General features: G+C 63.2%; 15 protein-coding genes. 6 read left to right on the top strand and 9 right to left on the bottom strand.

The features are described from left to right. Window positions 1–4 precede the first annotated feature (4 nt). The 8 genes from EKO19_RS26855 to EKO19_RS26820 form a co-directional block, all read right to left on the bottom strand. On the bottom strand, window positions 5–1,792 hold the full coding sequence (locus EKO19_RS26855; protein WP_157995455.1) for an amidohydrolase family protein: 1,788 nt from the start codon (window positions 1,790–1,792) through the stop codon (window positions 5–7). Window positions 1,793–1,811: 19 nt separating this feature from the next. Beyond that, window positions 1,812–4,343 (bottom strand): TonB-dependent siderophore receptor, encoded by a 2,532-nt coding sequence (locus EKO19_RS26850; RefSeq protein ID WP_129780458.1) that lies wholly within the window; start codon window positions 4,341–4,343, stop codon window positions 1,812–1,814. Between the two features lie 92 nt (window positions 4,344–4,435). Beyond that, window positions 4,436–5,398, bottom strand: a complete 963-nt coding sequence (locus tag EKO19_RS26845; RefSeq protein ID WP_129780456.1) for a FecR family protein — start codon at window positions 5,396–5,398, stop codon at window positions 4,436–4,438. 3 nt (window positions 5,399–5,401) lie between these two features. After that, window positions 5,402–5,950, bottom strand: coding sequence for an RNA polymerase sigma factor (locus EKO19_RS26840; protein WP_157995454.1), 549 nt, complete (start codon window positions 5,948–5,950; stop codon window positions 5,402–5,404). A 123-nt stretch (window positions 5,951–6,073) separates the two neighbouring features. Next, a complete protein-coding gene (locus EKO19_RS26835) occupies window positions 6,074–7,138 on the bottom strand; it encodes a DUF2817 domain-containing protein (RefSeq protein WP_129780452.1) in 1,065 nt (354 codons plus the stop codon). Window positions 7,139–7,140: 2 nt separating this feature from the next. Further along, the gene (locus tag EKO19_RS26830) at window positions 7,141–8,271 is read right to left on the bottom strand and encodes a serine hydrolase domain-containing protein (RefSeq protein WP_129780450.1); all 1,131 of its coding nucleotides are present in this window, start codon (window positions 8,269–8,271) and stop codon (window positions 7,141–7,143) included. A gap of 75 nt (window positions 8,272–8,346) precedes the next feature. Next, window positions 8,347–9,141, bottom strand: a complete 795-nt coding sequence (locus tag EKO19_RS26825; RefSeq protein ID WP_129780448.1) for an SDR family NAD(P)-dependent oxidoreductase — start codon at window positions 9,139–9,141, stop codon at window positions 8,347–8,349. Window positions 9,142–9,148: 7 nt separating this feature from the next. Then, window positions 9,149–10,144 carry an aromatic ring-hydroxylating oxygenase subunit alpha gene (locus tag EKO19_RS26820; RefSeq protein ID WP_157995453.1) on the bottom strand — a complete coding sequence of 332 codons (996 nt, stop codon included), beginning with the start codon at window positions 10,142–10,144 and terminating at the stop codon, window positions 9,149–9,151. Between the two features lie 179 nt (window positions 10,145–10,323). Here EKO19_RS26820 and EKO19_RS26815 point away from each other — a divergent pair, with 179 nt between their 5' ends. The 5 genes from EKO19_RS26815 to EKO19_RS26795 are packed head-to-tail and all read left to right on the top strand — an operon-like array spanning window position 10,324 to window position 14,822. Then, a complete protein-coding gene (locus EKO19_RS26815) occupies window positions 10,324–10,881 on the top strand; it encodes a flavin reductase family protein (protein WP_217705621.1) in 558 nt (185 codons plus the stop codon). 13 nt (window positions 10,882–10,894) lie between these two features. Beyond that, window positions 10,895–12,397, top strand: coding sequence for a 4-hydroxyphenylacetate 3-hydroxylase family protein (locus tag EKO19_RS26810; protein WP_129780442.1), 1,503 nt, complete (start codon window positions 10,895–10,897; stop codon window positions 12,395–12,397). Then, entirely contained in the window at window positions 12,384–12,770 is a 387-nt protein-coding gene (locus EKO19_RS26805; RefSeq protein WP_129780440.1) for a cupin domain-containing protein, read from the top strand. Before EKO19_RS26810 ends, EKO19_RS26805 begins: the two co-directional genes overlap by 14 nt. Then, window positions 12,767–13,471, top strand: coding sequence for a DUF2848 domain-containing protein (locus tag EKO19_RS26800; RefSeq protein WP_217705620.1), 705 nt, complete (start codon window positions 12,767–12,769; stop codon window positions 13,469–13,471). Before EKO19_RS26805 ends, EKO19_RS26800 begins: the two co-directional genes overlap by 4 nt. A gap of 4 nt (window positions 13,472–13,475) precedes the next feature. Further along, window positions 13,476–14,822 carry an amidase gene (locus tag EKO19_RS26795; protein ID WP_129780438.1) on the top strand — a complete coding sequence of 449 codons (1,347 nt, stop codon included), beginning with the start codon at window positions 13,476–13,478 and terminating at the stop codon, window positions 14,820–14,822. On the opposite strand, the gene EKO19_RS26790 is transcribed toward EKO19_RS26795, so the two are convergent. Beyond that, on the bottom strand, window positions 14,803–17,031 hold the full coding sequence (locus EKO19_RS26790) for a TonB-dependent receptor (protein WP_129780436.1): 2,229 nt from the start codon (window positions 17,029–17,031) through the stop codon (window positions 14,803–14,805). The two genes, EKO19_RS26795 and EKO19_RS26790, sit on opposite strands and share 20 nt — an antisense overlap. 122 nt (window positions 17,032–17,153) lie before the next feature. Here EKO19_RS26790 and EKO19_RS26785 point away from each other — a divergent pair, with 122 nt between their 5' ends. After that, window positions 17,154–18,074: an AraC family transcriptional regulator gene (locus EKO19_RS26785; RefSeq protein WP_129780434.1), complete on the top strand. Its 921-nt coding sequence runs from the start codon at window positions 17,154–17,156 to the stop codon at window positions 18,072–18,074. Window positions 18,075–18,122 lie beyond the last annotated feature (48 nt).

Here is an 18,122-nt window from a genome sequence, read left to right as displayed (position 1 = left end):
GAGTTCAGTGTTCAACGGAAGGAGCAACGTTGGCCTTGGCCTGCTCTACATATCGCTCGGCATCGCGCAGGAACCCGTCGAGCTGGGCTCGCTCGTACCATCGGCCGCCAACGATCACGGCGGCGATCTCCCGCGTGTTGCGAATATCGTGGAGCGGGTTCGCGTTCAGCAGGACCAGATCGGCTGTCCAGCCTTCGCGGACCGCGCCGTATTGACGCTGCAGGCCGAGGTACTCGGCGGCATTTGTCGTCGCTGTTCGCAAGACTTCCATCGGCGATAAACCTGCCTTGTGAAGCAGAGCGAACTCATCGTGCAAACTCGCGCCGGGGAAGATCATCGTGTCGAATGCATCGGTCCCCGCCAGGATCTTCACGCCCGCGGCGTGCGCCATTCCGGTGACCCGCAGGCCCAGTTCGTGGAAACGCTGGTACAGCTCGCGAACCTCCGCCGACTTCGACGCCGCCGAGTTCAAGTTGGATTCCCAGTACTCACGCCACTTCGGAATCACATACTTCAAGCGCGGATCGTTGCGATAAGCGGCGTCACTGGCGCGCGCATCCGATTCGCGCGTGAGATGAGTTGGCGTGTAGTACACACCTCGCTTTGCCAGATCGGAAAGAATCGCCTCGCAACGCTGCGCATCGAACTCATTCACCGTGCGTCGCATTCGTTCGGTGGAGTCAGGTGTGTTCGCATTCGGTACGCCCGATGCGACGGCGGCCATCGCGGCTCGATACTCGGGGCCGTAGTCGCTGCAGTCATAGAGAATACTGCGCGCGTGCTCTATGGTTTTATGGCCGTGAGCCGCAGCTTCGGAAGTGGATACGCCAAGCGGCACGTGGCCCGACACTTCGATGCCCAACTCGCGCGCGCGGTCTGCCAAGGCGAAGTAGGCGGCGGGCGGAATGCCGTTATAAGTTTTGATGAAATCGACGCTGCGAGCTTGCCAATGTTCCGCGACCAGGCGGCCTTCTTCGGCGGTAGCCGGATATAGATACTTCGGCATCGTCCCCGGCAGGCTGGAACGCAGCTCCGGCCCGTGGACAAAATCGCTCGAGGCCCACAACACTCGCGGGCCGGGCTCTGTACCAGCACTGACGCGCGAGTTCAGCTGCCGAACGTCGTCGATGCAGAAAGCGGCAGGGGCTTTTGGATCGGGACAGTCGCCGCTCATGTCACGAATGCCGGTGACACCAAAGGCGATATGCATCGGCAATGCATACTCGACGTAATCGCGAAGATGACTGTGCATGTCCCACAGCCCCGGAATCAGGAACTTTCCAGCGCCGTCCAATACCGTGGCTGCATCGGAGTTGCGTTCTGCATCGACTAATAACGCAGCAGCATGATTGTTTTGAGTCCCGCCGCCCTGGCCCGGACCGGAAGGACCCGCGCTTGCATTCCGCCCCGCGCCCTTCCGTACCCGCGCCGGCTCGACCTCGATCCCATCGGCTGCGATCGAACCCGAGGCATTCCGTACCAGCACCGGCTCAACCTCGATCCCATCGGCTGCAATCGAACCCGAGGCATTCCGTACCAGCGCCGGCTCAACCTCGATCCCATCGGCTGCGATCGAACCCGAGGCATTCCGTACCAGCGCCGGCTCGATCTTGATTATCTTCCCGGCCGCGATATGAACCGACCGGTGATCCAGCATCTGCCCGCTGGACGGGTCGATGACAGTCACATCTCGAATAATCAGCTCAGTCGGCAAGGGCGCGGCCGCGCCGAGGCCTGCGCCGCTCCATAGAGCGATGCAGGCCATCGCGATCACTCGCATTCGACGCGGCACGCGAATCATCACGCCGCCATCAGAACTTCCATTTCACACCCGCCCGATACTCGCGGCCCGGGTTGGTGTGCATGTTCAAGCCAAGGTTCAAATTCGACGCCGCCACGTACTGCTCGTCGAGCACATTGGTCGCCAACAGATAGAAGTTCATGTTCTGCCAGTTGTAGAACACACGCGCATCCATCTCCGTGACATCGCCCACTTCGTACACATATACGACGCCATTCCGCCGCAGCGTGGTGTCCGGAGCGACCAGGTCCGTCTTGTAGGTCACACCCAAGCTCACCCCCAACCCACGCAGCAGCTTGCTCTCCAGAAACTCATAGCTCGCGAACGCGCTGGTGCTGAAGCGCGGCGTGTTGTTCGGGCGGATGCCCTTCAGGTCGCCCTTATAAAAGGTATCGAGATAGCTCGCCGCCAGGAACGCATTGATCGCCGGCGTGAGGCGGCCTTGAATCACACCCTCCACGCCCTGTGCGACCTGCTCGCCGATCGGCAACGAGCACGCACCGGCGCCGCAGGTGTGAGTCAGATCCGGATCGGACTGCGAAATATTGGTCCGACGCGTGTCGAACAACGCGACGCGAAGGCCCCAGCCCGCGTTGAAGTCGGCCTTGAAGCCCACTTCATAGTTGCGGCTGAGCTCCGCGCCGATCAGCTCGCCGCTCGGATCGTTCGGCACCCAGCGCCGGTTGGTCACCGGCGAGAAGCCTTGTCCGTACGAGGCGTAGAGATTCATGTGATCGGCCACTTCGAACGTCGCGCCGATCTGATGCACGAAATCGTCGAAGTCCGTCAGCGTCGCATCGGCGGCGGCAAACGCCGCCTTGGCCGCCTGCAGACCGATCGCGCGCCCCGTGCGGGTCTTGACCGTGTCATACGAGTAGCGACCGCCGAGGCTCAACGTCAATCGATCGATGGGTTTCAACATCACCTGCGCCGTGATGCCCAGGTACTTGTCGTTGCTCTCGGTGAAGTTCAGTGGCTGCGTCGCCATGAACGCGTCGGCCTGAGCCTGCGTCGTCAAACCATAGTCCGGCGTGAACGCATTGAAGCGCGTGGTCCCGTAGTTGAGCGCGGTGTACGCGAGCAGATTCACGGCCGGGTCCGTGTTCTGCGCGCCGTAATCGATACCGATGAACGCCGTGTGCTCGCGACCGAACGCCTGGAACGGACCATACAGATTCACTTCGCCACTGTACGACTTCGAGGTCGAATACAGATCCTGCACGTACTCATAGGCAGCACGGCCATCGGAAGCGAACGGACCGCCGACGGCGTACAGCGAGGTATCGCGGCCTTCCCGGCTGTACTGCAGATTGCCGCGCACGGTCCAGCGATTGTCGAACGTGTGATCGAGCTGAGTCTGCGCGGTCAGGATGTCTTCGTTCTGAAAGCCCCACGGCATGCCGAGAAAGCGCGAGTTCGGCACCTTCAACGAAACGATTTCAGCACCGGCCGCAATAGCCTGCGCGGGCGTCAGCGCGCCGGGCACTGCGCGGTCGAACTGCAGATACGAGCTGCGAAACTGCGTCGCCTCGCGTTCCTGATAAACGAAACGCGCGATGAAATTGGTGTTCTCGTCCTGGTAGCGCACCGACGGCGACACGATCCAGCGATCGTCCTCGACCTGATCCCAATGCGTGCCGTAGCTCTGGTAGTTGCCGAGCAGCCGATACGACCACTTGTCGCTGCCCAGCAGCGGACCGGTCACGTCGCCATCGACGTCGTAGAACTCGTTGCTGCCGCCTTCCAGGCCGACTTCGGCCTTGAAGGTCGGCTGCGGAATCTTCGACACCGCGTTCACCATGCCGGCCGGCGTGTTCTGGCCGTACATGGTCGAGGTCGCGCCCTGAATCACTTCGATGCGCTCGAACAGCGCCGGATTCAGCTGGTTTTCGCTGTCGAAACGAAAACCGTCGATACGCAGCCCGGTGTCCAGGTCGACCTGGAAGCCGCGAAAATAGAAATTCTGGTTGCCGACGAAGTCGAAAGTGCGCGAGGAGCCGGGCAACACCCGATTGATGTCGTCGAGCGTGTTGACGTTCATCAGCTCCATCATGTCTTCGGTGATCACCGTCACCGTCTGCGGCGTATCGAGGATGCTCAGGCCCATCTTGGTGGCGCCGAACGCGTCGTTCTGCACGAACAGCAGCGTGCTCTGCACGACCACTTCTTCGATCTGTTCGCTCTCGGCGGCCGCGTTGTTGCCGGCGGCGGCGACCTTGACCGGCATGATGCGCACCGAACGATTGGTGATTTCCTGGAACTGCAGCGAATGTTCGCGCAACAGCAGCTGCAACGCCTCGCGGCCCGAGTGCTTGCCGGACAGGCCGGCGCTGGTCAGCTCGCCAAGCTGGTCGGCATTGCTCACCACTTGCACGTCGGCCTGGTTGGAAAACTGAATCAGCGCCGTGGACAGCGGCTGGGCTGGAATGTTGAACGACGCTACGCCGTTGAGATCCGCCCACGCTGCCGCGCCTTGCAAGGCCAGAGCGACCGCGACGGCGACGCGTGTGACCGGCAGATGCCGGGTACCGACTGAACGCATGAGACTCCCCGTGTTATTCGGCCCACCCGTTGTTTGCCGGGCCGTGTGTGCTAAGACGCGCGGGGTCGTTCCAGCGGAACGCAAGGGCTGAACTATTTGCTGGCGGCCAAGATCCGCTCGCCGCCTCGCTCTTCGATGCGCACCGGGAACACGCCCGGCAGCGAGGCCAACCACACATCCAGGGAATCGGTAAACACTGTGCCGGTATAACGCATCTCACGTACCTCGGCGTCATCGATACGCAGTTTCGACGTCGAGTAACGATTGATGTCGGCGATCACGGAGCTCAGCGGCTCGCCGTCGTAATGCAACTTGCCCTGCTGGAAGCTCACGGCGTCCGCGCTCGGCGCGAGCGTCGACGTTCGCACCTTGCCTTCATTCCACGCCAGCCTGCGGCCGGCAGTCACCATCACCGGCGCGCTCTTTCCTGAAGCGCCGGGCAAGTCGACGCGCACTTTGCCTTCGGTGACGCTGACGACGAGTCGCTCAGGATCGGCATTCACCACGAACGCAGTTCCGATCGCAGTGACCGTGCCCGCCGGCGTCGTCACGGAAAACGGGCGCTCCGGCGCGTGCGCCACTTCGAAATACGCCTCGCCGCCTTCCAGCTGCAATGAGCGCTGGTTCTCGGAGAACTGCACTTCCATGCGCGTCTCGGGCCCGAGCGAAACCCGGGAGCCATCTTCCAACTGCATGGAGCGCGTCTCGGCAGTCACGGTCGCGATGGTCTGCGATTGCGACTGCCAGACCGTGACAGCCACTCCGATCACGCCGAACAACGCGACGGCGGCCACCGCCCAACGATGCTGGAACCGCGTGGCCCGAGACTCGGCCGGCGGCGCAATCGCAATCACCTCATCGGCGTTCTGGATCGGCGCATGAGCCACCGCGCCCGCGCGCCGCCACGTTTCCTGCAGGCGCTGGAAAGCATCGGCATGCGCTGGATTCTGATTCATCCATGCCTGCCAGTCCGCAAAGTCGGCCTCGGTGGCGGCGGGATCGTTCAAAGTCACGATCCATTCGGCTGCCTCGGCCTGGATGTGTTCACGCTTCATGCGCTATGACTGTAGCTGGTCGAAACGCGCCTGCAGATGCAATAGTGCCCGGGCCAGATATTTACGAACAGCCCGATCCGTGACGCCGAGCCGCTGCGCGATCTCCATGCTCGACAGGCCATCGATCCGGCTCAGCAGGAACGCCGAACGGCACGCCGCCGGCAATTCGGCCAGCGCTTCCAGCGTCACGCGAGCGTCCTGCGCCTCCGCGACCGTGGCTTCCGGCGACGGCTGCAAATCGAAGTCGAACAAGTAATGACCGCGCTGCTCGACGGTACGCTTGCGGCGCACGCGATCGATGGCCAGGTTCGCGGCCGTCTTGAATAGAAAGGCCTTGAGGAAGCCCACCGCCTCCGGGCGGTCCAGCTGCAGCAGTTTGACATAGGCTTCCTGGGCCACTTCGCGCGCGTCCTGCTCGGAAGTGAGGCGGCCCATCAGGAAGCGCAACAGGCGGTGGTTGTGCTCCTGGAAGATTTCGCCGATCCGTCGGGAATGCACCTTCCGCTCACTCTCCTCGGCGGGCTCGGGTGAAGACTCGATGTGTGCAAGCATGACGGCACCGATCATATCGCTCGGAAGCAATCCGAGGGCGGATCGGTGCCAGTGTAAGACGGGCGGCCGGGCCGGAATTAGCACTCCGGCCGTCGAGTTTGCAGTTAGCTCCGCGTGGTGCGATTACGTCAACAGGCCGGCCAGCGCCCGGCCGCAAACCCGGGCAGCATGCTCGACCACCTCATCCTGCCAGGGGCGGTCACGGCCGACGAACGACTCCTCCATCAGCGCCTTGATCTTGCGCCATTGCTTCGAACTCCGTTGGCCGCGCGCGTGCAGCCAGTTGTCCGCTCGCAAGGCCAGCAGGATCTGATCGAACGACACCGTGCCGATCTCGGCGACGACCAGCGCGCTGGCCACCTCGGGCAGTGTCTCGACCAGCGACGAGCCCATGTAACCAGCTGCCGCTGGCGCGGTCGATGTGAGCCCGGGGAACACGATGCCGTCGCCAAACCATGTGTTCGCCAGTCGATGCTCCTGGGAATTCGCGGTGGCGCCCGAGATCAGCTCGCAGGCGCCGCGACGTCCCAGCCCCGAATGAAAATCGACGACCGCGAGCGACTGCGCCTGAGCGGCGTACTTCTGCAACAAGCGACGCCACAATCCATTGGACCAACTCGGCGCGCGGCCGCCGTAAAACAATCCGTCGCTGAACGTGTATTGGCCGCGACTGATGGCGGCCTGGAGCGCGCTGGCACCTCGAATGCGCACAAACTCCTCGATGCGCGCATCCGCTTCACGCCGCGCGCTGCCGTCCCAGTCGGCGGGCACGAGCATCGGATGAACTTCGGCGTACGCGGCATCGTCCGGGTAGGCGCATGAGTGATCGATGAAGTTGCGGTTCAAATCGACGTTGTCTTCGTTCGTCCGTCGCAGTTCCAGGAAGCCGTGCGGATTCAGCGCATGCACGAATACGATGCGAGCCTGCTGAGGAATGCGATTGCAGAACCCACGTTGAAGCAGGCCCAGCTGCATGCCCGATCCGCACAGCCCTTCGACCCCATGCGTGCCGCAGACGATCATCAACACTTGCGAGGCGCTCGCCGCGCCGAACGACGCCACGTCAGTCGCCACCACGTCGCCATCAGCGCCGCGCAGCGGATGCTCGTGCGATTCCATCTTGCCGCCCGCTTGCCGGCAGGCATCGAAGAAGGCGTTGCGACTGGCGCGATAGTCGGCGGGGAACATGCTCAGGCCAACTCCAGCGCATCGATCGCCGAGTGCGCGCACGACGCCATGAAGCTCATGTAGTCGTGAGCCTGCAGATCGATGAAACGCATGAAGCTGCCCGCCGTGCACATCGTGAGAAACATGCTGAACGCCACGCCCGAGAGGGGATCAACGAACGTGCCCGAGTGGTAGCCGAAGAAGGAGCCGCGATGTCCCCAGAATGGCCGCCCGCCCCACACCCAGGACTCGACACCGCGCGCATAGGTGCGAGGCATGAACCAGCTGGGCGAGCCAAGCCCCGCGTCGGCAACGTTACTGGTGAAGTCCGCGAACCCCAGCGGAAACTTCGGCTCCGTTCCAAGGAGACAGCGCGACCAGATCGTCATGTCATGCAGCGACGACACGATGTTTCCAGCCGCGGATGCAATCGAGTAATCCGCCAGCGTGGTCACATCGATTGGTGGACCATCGTAGCCTTGACCGGGGATGTAGTAACCGCGCGCCATGCGCTCGCGAGGCCATTCATCGCCGGCGGCGACAAATGTTTCGTTCATGCCAAGGGGTCGCAGAATGCGCTCGCTCAGCAATCGGTCGAAGCGCTGACCGGACACGTTCTCGCACAGCTTGGCCAGAACGACGACGTCGGTATTGTTGTAATCGAGCCGTGCGCCGGCGCGGAACTGGCGGCCGTGCATCCGTGCGAGCGCCATCAGGTCGTCGTAGGACATGCGCGGCCAGGGATGGGGCAACACTGTCATCGCGTGAATGAAGTTGCCAATGCCGCTGGTGTGATTGAGGAGCTGATCGATGGTCGCATCGGCATCCACGGCCGGCACGTTAGGCACGTACTCCGCGACAGGATCGGACAGTTTGATGGCCCCATCACGCGCCAGCAGTTGCACGCACGCGGCGGTGAACATCTTCGATTGGCTGGCAATAGCGAACAGTTCATCGCCGCCAAGCGCGCGCGAACGCTCCATGTCCGCCGCGCCCGACGCGATAGCGACCTGATCGCCGGACGGAAATGTGATGCGAGCGGCGACGCCGATCAGGCCGCGATTGACCATCTCGTCGGCGGCCACGGTCAGACGCTTCTGAATAGCGCTGCCGCGCTCGGTCAGCTTGGCAATGGAGGCTGTTGTTGCTGACATCGTGCTTACTTCACTTGAACAGAACCGACGCGTTCAGCCAATTTGGAACCGAGGTTGTTGCTGCTGAGATCGTGCTCACTTCATCGCCATCCCGTGATCGACGTTGAGGCTCTGGCCCGTGATCTCCGCGCCAGCCGGCGATGCGAGGAACAAATACGCCTGCGCCAGCCGCGCCGGATCAATCGGCGTGAAATGAATGGCCTGCGAGGTGTTGAGCTGCTTGATCATGTCCGCTTCATTCACCTCGGCGCCGCTGCCAATCTGCGCCGAGAACAACTTGCGAATCGCGCCCAGCGTCAGCTCGGTCGTCACCATGCCCGGCGCCACGGCGTTCACATTGATACCGCTCGGCCCCAGCTCGCGGGCGAACGATCGCATCATGGCTTCGAGCCCACCCTTCGACGCCGCGTAGCCGCTCATGTTGGGAGGTGCGATCGACTGACCATGCACAGAAGTCGTGAAGATGATTCGCGATCCGGCACGCAGCAGCGGCAGCGACGCGCGCACTGTGTTGAAAGCGCCGATGAGATTGATACGAATGATCCGTTCGAACAGATCGTCGATCTCGTCCTCCGGCCCCGACAGGCTGGTGATGTCGCCCGTGCCCGCGTTCGCGACCAGCACATCGAGCGAGCCCAACTCACTGAGCGCCGCCCGCAAGCGCTTCCGGTTCGTGATGTCGCACAGGAGCGCGCCAACGGGCCTGCGATGCTTGTCAGAAAGCGCACGAGCTGAAGCGTGCACCTCTTCCGACTCAGCCAGGACGACCACCTCCGCACCGGCGGCGAGAAAGGCATCCGCTACCGAGAGACCGATACCGCGACTGCCGCCCGTGACCAGCACCCGCTTACCCTTGAAGTCGTGGCTCATGCGCGCCTCAGTTGATGAAGTCTTTGGAGGGATGCGCGCGCGGAAACCTGCGCAACTGTTCGAGGTAGCGCGCCAGCGCGCGATCTGATTTGGTCAGCGCGCCCGGCTTGAAATGAATCGTGTCCCAGATCGGTGAGTCTTCGGCCGCCATCCGCTTGGAGATCGCGACGTAGTCCTGCAGACGCGCAGTAGCCGCCTCCTCGCTCGGATCCTCGGTGCGATCGACCATCGTTGTGATGAAGAAATCGCACAAGCCAGGACGCGGCAGCCCCAACGACGCCGCGACTCCGAACCACTGACCGCCGATCGAGCCTTCGATCAGCACCAGATTGGTCCCGCGCACCGTCACTTCGAAATCGATCTGCGGCCCTTCGCCGAACTCCAGTTGCGCCTGGAACGTGCGCCGCACGCCGAACTCCTCGAACCGCAGCGTCTCGTGCTGTCCCTCGGACTCGAAGCCGAAGCGGTGCACGGTAGCGAAGTGCGACCAGTCGGGCGTGTTACAGCAGACGATCCACGGATCGGTCTTCAACTGAAACGCCGGGGCCGTGGACCAGACCAGGTTGTTCCAAGGCCGACTCGGCTCGACCAGCTCGAACAACGGTTGCTCGCCGTTGAACGCCCACACCACGCCGAAGCGCTCCACGGTGGGGAACTTGAACACGCGTGCGTGCGGTGGGGTCGGATCGCCGGTGCCGGTGCGCTGACAACGTCCATCCGGACCGAACTCCCAGTGATGGAAAGCACAACGCAACGAGTTGCCCGTCACGCAGCCGACGCTGAGGTCCGCGCCGAGGTGTGGACAGTAGGCGCTCACGACCTGCGCCTGACCGTCGGCGCCGCGAAATATCGCGACCCGTCCGTCGAGGAAATCCCGGCCGAGCACGCTGCCGGCCGGCAAGTCGCTGGAGCGACACAGCGCGTACCAGGTCTGGCGGAATAACCCATCGTCGCCTTCGTGAGGCACGGGAGTGAATGGACGGCGCGTTGAATTGTTGTTCACGAGTGGATTCGCGATGAAAGCTCGAATTCAGCATGTCACACCGGCGCCGCGCGGTTTTTGCGACACCGGCTGGATCTCTTGTTCGCCCGTCCAGAACCGCTGGCGAGGTCTCACGCACGGTGACCGCCCGACTTATTCTGCTTTCAACAGTAGAAGAGCCGAACGAGCCGCACCCCACCGTGAGCCAAGCCATTTCCGCCAGCGTCCAGGACGAAGCGCGCCGCCTGCGCGATGCGTTGGGAACATTCGCGACGGGTGTCGTCATCGTCACCGCGTGGGATGAGGAAGCGGGCGCGCTGGGCATGACGATGAACTCTTTTTCTTCGGTGTCGCTCGATCCACCGCTGGTGCTGTTCAGTGTCGATCGCCGTTCGATGGGCTTGCCCGCCTGGCAACGCACCGCCGGCTATTGCATCAACGTGCTGTCGAGCGACCAGGAACGTCTGTCGAATCAGTTCGCCCGCGCGCGTGGCGACAAATGGAACGGCGTCTCCTTCCGCATCGGCCTGCATGGCGCGCCGATCCTGAGCGACACGCTCGCGAGCTTCGAGTGCGACGCGCATCAAATGCTGGATGGTGGCGATCACGTGGTCTTCCTGGCGTGCGTGCAACGCTTCCGACGCAGCGATTCCGGCAGTCCCTTGTTGTTCCATCGCGGCCGTTACGCGTCGTTGCTGCCGCAAGCCGGCGCCGAGCACGCGCTGCCCTTCGAGTGGCCGCTGTCCATTCACTATTGATCTGGAGTTTTCCGTGCTCAAGAACGCCGCCCAACACCGACGCTCCCTGCAGGACGGCCGGGAGGTTTACATCGAGGGCACCCGTGTCTGCGATGTGACGACTCATTCATCGTTCACACGCTCCGTCACATCGGCCTGCGAGCTCTATGACTTCCAGTGCGCGCCCGAGAATGTCGAGCTCATGACCTATCAGCCGGCAGACAGCTCGGCTCGCGCACACCGCATGTGGCAATTGCCTGGCGGCTACGAGGAGTTGAAGCAGCGGCGGGCATCGCTCGCGGCGTGGTCGTCGTTGCATGCGGGGTTTTTCGGCCGATCGCCCGACCACGTGGCGTCCTGCATTTCCGGCATGTACATGGGCCGTGAGGTCTTCGCTCAGTACGACAAGCGAGCCGCGGGTGCGCTCGAGGACTACTACCGATACGCACGCGACAACGATCTGTATCTGACCTACGTCATCATCAACCCACAGGCGGATCGATCGAAGTCGGCCTCGCAACAGACCGATCCGTTCCTGACGGCAGGCATCGTCGATCGCGACGAGCGAGGCCTGACGATTCGCGGCGCGAAGATGCTCGGCACCGCGGCCATCATGGCGAACGAAGTGTTCGTCACGTGCATTCAGCCGCTGCAGCCCGGCGACGAGCGTTACGCAGTGTCGTTCGCCATCCCCATCGCGACCGAAGGATTGAAGATCCTGTCCCGCCGCTCGTATGAGGCAGCGGCGCGCAGCACCTTCGATCACCCATTCTCCAGTCGTTACGACGAGAACGACGCGTTGCTGTACTTCGACGACGTGCACGTGCCGTGGGAGCGCGTCTTCGTCGCGGGCGACATCGCGATGTGCCAGAAGCAATTCTTCGCGACACCGGCGCACGTGTATCAGAACTATCAGGCGCAGGTCCGCCTGGCCGTGAAACTGAAGTTTCTCGCGGGCATCGCGCATCGGATCGCCACGCTGAATGCAGTCATCGCATTTCCCCAGGTGCGCGAGACTTTGGGACAACTCGCCGCCGACGCCGCCATGGTCGAAGGACTCGTGCATGCGATGGAAGCGCGCGGGCAGATGGCTGGCGAGTACTTCGTGCCCGACCGACACACGCTGTACGCCGCGCAAGTGCTGACTCAACAGTTGTATCCGAGATTCGTCGATGCCATTCGCGATCTCGCCGGCGGCGGCATGATCATGCTGCCCTCTTCCATCGCCGACTTCGCCGATCCGCGGCTGCGCGCGCTGATCGAGAAGACCCAGCAGAGCCCGGCGGCCGACGCGCAACAGCGCGTCAAGTTCTACAAGCTGGCCTGGGATCTGATCGGTTCGGAGTTCGGCTCCCGCCACACCCAATATGAAATGTTCTATGCCGGCGCCACGTTCGTCACCAAAGGCCATTCGTTCCGCAGTTATGACTGGGCCGGCTCCACGGCCATGGTGGATCGCGCGCTGTCCCGTTACTCACTCGAAGATTCTCTGGCCGATCACCTCGCCCGCACGGAGACCGTTCATGCCGATCGATAAGCCGCATCAGGAATTCACGCGTCTGGACATGTCGCAAGGCTGGGAGGTGCCGCCGGGCTACCCGCCGGGCATTCAACAGAAGATTTTGAGCGGCTCGATCGATGAGGCCGGCAAACAAGGGTTCCGCACGCGGCTGCTGCGCTTCGAGCCCGGCGAGTACACGACGGCGCCGTTCGTCCACGAGCATTGGGAAGAAGTGTTTCTGGTCAGCGGCGATTTGATCGTCGGTAACGACGAGCACGGCCGCGGCGGCGAATCGTTCACCGGCTACACCTACGCGTGCCGCCCGCCCGGCGCGTTCCATGGTCCGTTCAAGTCCGAGCGCGGCTGTCTGCTGCTCGAACTGCACTACTACGAGGAGCCGCGCTCGTGAGCGTGGTGTGTGAATTCACGTGCGTCACCGGCGCACGCACCCGATCGATGGATCTGGCGGTTCACTCGCTCGTCATTGCCGGCTGGACCGGGCGCAACGCGGCAGCGGTCGAGCATCACATTCGCGAGCTCGAAGCCATCGGTGTGCGGCGTCCGAAGAACGTCCCGACGTTCTATCGAGCCGCCGTCGGCAATCTCACGTCCGCCCCTCATATCCAGGTCGCGGGTCGTCACGCCACCGGTGAGGCGGAGTTTGCCCTCGTGAGCATGGCGGATGGACTGTGGATCGGACTCGGCTCCGATCACACCGATCGCGAGCTGGAACGTCATTCGGTGTCGCTCTCCAAACAGGTCTGCGCGAAGCCCATCGGCGCCAGCCTGTGGAGATACGAGGACGTGGCGGATCATTGGGACGAGCTGGAGCTGCATTCGTACGCTCATATCGGTGGCACGCGGCGGCCGTATCAGCAGGGCAAGGTCACGTCGCTGCGTCAGCCGGTCGATCTGATCCAGGCCTACTGCCAATCCGCCAACCTCACCCCGACCCGCCTGCCTGCCGGCACGGTCATGTTCTGCGGCACTCTGCCCGTTCAGGGAGCGATGGAATTTGCCGACCGCTTCGAGCTGGAGCTGCGGGACCCGCGACTGGGCCGGTCGCTGCATCATGCCTACACCATCGAGGCGCTTCCTCTGGCAGACTGAGTGCATGCAAACCCTAGACGCGCTTTCGCAGGCACTCACCAGCGGCAACCTCCGGGCACGAACCCTGATCGATCAGGCCATGGACCGTATCGTCGATCCGGGCGGCGAGGGTTCGCGTGCCTTCGTGAGCATCAACCAATCGGCGCGCGCCCAAGCGGACGAAATCGATCGCCGCCGGGCGAAGGGCGATGCCTTGCCGCCTTTCGCGGGCATCCCGCTGGGGTTGAAGGATTTGTTCGATGTGGCCGGCGAAATCACCAGCGCCGGCTCGCGCATCTTCGCACATGAAGCGCCCGCACTTCGGGACGCGCCGACGGTTGCGCGACTGCGCGCCGCCGGTTTCGTGTTCATGGGCCGTAACAACATGACGGAATTTGCGTTCTCGGGCCTCGGCCTGAACCCGCACTACGGCACGCCGGCCAGCCCATTCGATCGCACGACCCGTCGCATTCCCGGCGGTTCCACCTCGGGCGGCGCCGTCGCAGTGGCGGACGGCATGACTGTGGCGAGCCTCGGTACTGATACCGGCGGCTCATGTCGTATTCCGGCCGCGTTCTGCGGGATCGTCGGCTTCAAGCCGACCGCAAATCGCGTCCCTCGCGACGGCGCGACGCCCCTGGCCCATTCGTTGGACTCGATCGGTCCGCTCGCGAACAGCGTGGACTGCTGCGCGACGCTCGATGCGATCCTGCGAGGCGTGACACCGCGGCCGCTGGCAGACGTTTCGCTCGGGGAGATTCGTTTGCTCCTGCCGACATCGCTGGTCCTCGATGGCAGGGATGAACACGTCGCGAAGGCCTTCGAACGCGCCATCGACACGCTGACGCGCTCCGGCACCACGATCTCACGACAGCCGCTAACAGAACTGCTGCGCATTCCAGAAATCAACTCGCGCGGCGGCATTGCGGCCGCGGAAGCATACGCATGGCATAAGCCGCTGCTGGAAAGCCACCGCGCTCAATACGATCAGCGCGTCGCCAATCGCATCCTCAAAGGCGGCGAACTCACGGCGCAGGACGTGCGCGAACTATACGACGCGCGTGCCGACGTGATCGATGCCGTCGCGAAAGTCACGAACGAATTTGACGCGCTCGTGATGCCAACCACGCCAATCATTCCGCCGCCGATGTCGGCGTTCGGTCAGGACGCCGACTATGTGCGACTCAACGGCCTGGTCCTGCGCAATCCCTCGCTGGGAAATTTCCTGGACCGCTGCGCGATCTCACTGCCGGTGCATGCCCGAGGCGAAGCGCCGGTGGGCTTGATGCTGATCGGCCGGCGCGATGACGATCGACGCTTGCTCGCCATCGCGCGGGCTTTCGAAGCCGAGCTCAATCGAACTCGGCTCTGAACCTCAGCCCCCACTCGCGAGGACGGCCGTAGATCGCCGTCGTCGCGGGAATGCCGAGCGACGTGCCGTTCTCCGCGAACACTCGATATTCCTCGTTGGCGAGGTTGTCGCCGAACACTTCCACGCGCCACCAGCTGCCTTCTGGTTTGTAGCCGATACGAGCGTTGAGCAGGCCGTAGCTCTCCTGACCCTCGTCGGGATAGTTCGGCAGGAAGAATTCCACGTCGCTCTTCCAACCGTAGTCGAGATGCAGATCGAGATCGCCGGCCTTGCCCATCGGCACGGTGTAGTCGACCGCGGCAGTCGCGGTCCATTCCGGCGCGTTTACCAGCTTCGTATCCGGACGAATCGTGATCTGCGCGCCGGGCGCGACTTCAGCGATGTCCTGATGGGTGTAACCGGCGGCCAGCGACAGCTGCAGATTGTCCGTCGGGCGCGCCGCCAGATCGAACTCGGCACCATACATCTCGACCTTGGCGATGTTGCCGACGGTGATCGTGATGCCACTGAAACTGTCCAGCGTCAGCCCCTGGAAGTCGCTGTAGTCGTAGTAGAACAGCGCCGAATTGAAACGTACGGTTCTATCGTCGCTCTCGGTCTTCAAACCGACTTCGTAAGCCCAGATGGTTTCCGGATCGAACGCCTGCGGCGGATTCGGCGACGTGTTGCGACCGTTGAAGCCACCGCTGCGGAAGCCGCGAGAAGCGCAGACATACGTCATCGCCCGATCGCTGATGCGATATTCAAAGCCGAGTCGCGGCGACAAGTCCGACCACGAATCCTTCACCGTGCCCGGCGCGCGCCCGAAGGCACCGGTGAGATAACTGTCCAGCGTCTTCTCTTCATCCGTGTAGCGCAGGCCCGCCGTGGTCGACCAGCGATCGTTGAAATGCCACGTCGCCTGACCATAGGCGGCGTAGCTGCGCGTTTCCTGTGAAATGAAACTTGCGAACGAGAAGCCGCCGGGCACGCGCTGAAAGCCGCCACCCCCCGTGGCAACGACCGGCTGATAGAACGGCACGTTCTGGTAATCCGAAGCGTCCTCGCTGAAATAGAACGCGCCGGTCATCCATTGCAGCTTGCCGTCCACGGCGGTACCGGACAACTGCAGCTCTTGAGAGAACTGTTCCTGATCCAGGTTCAGCTCCTGCTCGGACAACGGATACGGCGTGCCGTCGAAGTCATACGCCGACTCCACTTCCATCGTGCGCCAGGCGGTGATCGACTTCAGATTCACCGCGTCGCCGCTCCAATCCAGCGTAAGCGACGCGCCGCCCATTTCGTTGTCGTCGCGATTGCGCGCACCCGACCAGGTATCGTTCACGTCCGAGGTGATGTAACGCCCATCCGCCGGTGCGAGCCCCTGCGCGACCAGCATGGAGTTATAGAACGCGAGGTTCGGATCGGTGGGATCGATACGCACCAGACGCTCCAGTCCGCCGAAGCCCCGCTTGCGGGAGTAATCCAGGATCAGATCGGCCCGCAACTGATCGGTGAGCTCGGCACGGAACGCCGCGCGGCCCGCGAGCAACTCGTTGTCGCCACCGTCGGTGCCATTGAAGAATCGTTTGCCATAGCCGTCCTGATTCAGGCTCGCGACGCTGATGCGTGTCGCGACCTTCTCACTCAACGGCACATTGATGCTGCCCTTGAAATCCAGGCGCTGGAAGCTGCCGGTGGTCAGCTCGGCCTTGCCGAACAACGCGTCCTCGGGCGGCGCGCTCAGAATTTGAATGGCGCCCGCCGTGGTATTGCGCCCGAACAGCGTGCCCTGCGGCCCGCGCAACACTTCGATACGCGCGACATCGACCAGATCCAACGCGGCGCCCATGGAGCGTGGCAGATAAACGCCGTCCACATACACGCCGACGCTCTGGTCCGACGTAAGAATGAAATCCGATTGACCGACACCGCGGATCGACACCTGCGTCTGCGTGCCACCGCCGCCCTGACCGCTGATCATCGACAGGTTCGGCACATGGCTGCCCAGGTCGACGATGGTGTCGATGCCCTGCCGCTCCAGGGCGGCCGACGTGAGCGCGGTCACCGAGACCGGCGCGGTCTGCAGGTTCTCCTCGCGTTTGCGGGCGGTGACCACGATCTCCTCGAGTCCGGAAGGCAATGCATCCTGCGCGTGGACTTGCCCCGTTGTGTTCAACAATGCCAGCGCCGTGCACCACCAGGTCGCAGGCGAAATTGATGTCCCCATTTGTTTTCTCACTCGTGCGCCAGTAGCCTCGAAGCATTGTGAGCAGGGCCCCCGGAGGCTGTCTTTGATCGGATTGCCGCAAGACTTGTTCGCGCGTCTGGCTGAACCCCGAGCGGTGACGCATGGATAGTCCCGGCGTTTTCGAAAGCGCCCGCATCACCCGCTCGACCGCACTGGAAGTGGAATTGCGGGCGCCGTGGTGCTGTGTCGTGCCGCGTGGCGCCGATTCTTATTTATATGTGGTCCGAAGCGGCGAATGCGTGCTCGAATCCGAGGACCTGGACGAGCCGCTGGTGTTGCGCGCCGGCGATATCGTCACCCTGGTTGCCGGCCAGAGCCACACCTGGCGCGACTCGATTCAGACGCCGGCTTATCCCACCCTCGACAACTTCGCCCGGGCGGCGGTCAAACCCGAGGTGCGGCCTCGAGGCGGCGGCGCGGGTCGCACCCGAATGCTCATCATGTCCTCCCCTCGGGATGCGAATCCATTCGTTCCCGTGTACCCGGCGCTGGTCGCCATTCCACGCACGGCTCGCGAATCGCACGCCTTCCTGCAGCGAGTCGTGCGTTTGATCGAGATGGAATTGGCCGCCGACCGGCCCGGCAAGGAATCGGTGATGCGCCGGCTGGCCGAGCTGGTAGTGATCGAACTGGTGCGCTTCGCGTTGCCCCGTCTGCCTCGAGGCAGCCGCAACTGGCTCGGCGGGTTGAACGATCCGCACATCGGGCGCGCGATCGCGCTGATGCATGGGCAAGTCGACAGGAACTGGACATTGTCCGGTTTGTCTCGAGCGGTCGGCACCAGTCGGGCGGTGTTCGTGGAGCGCTTCACGCGGCTCGTCGGTGAACCGCCCAATCGATACCTGCGACGCGTTCGCATGCAGCGCGCCGCCACTCAACTCGAGGAAAACGACGAGCCCATCATCAAGATCGCCGACGCCGTCGGCTATCAGTCGGAAAGCGCCTTCAACAAAGCGTTCTCGAAAGAAATGGGCATCGCGCCGGCGCGCTACCGGCGCCTGCATCGACGTCAAGCGGAGTAAGAGGCGCATCTCTCGATGTCCGGGCGGCCGAATGTGCTAGCCCCTCTC

This window comes from Peristeroidobacter soli (assembly GCF_004138485.1).
Taxonomy (GTDB): domain Bacteria; phylum Pseudomonadota; class Gammaproteobacteria; order Steroidobacterales; family Steroidobacteraceae; genus Steroidobacter; species Steroidobacter soli.
This window is presented reverse-complemented; position numbering and strand designations above follow the sequence as displayed.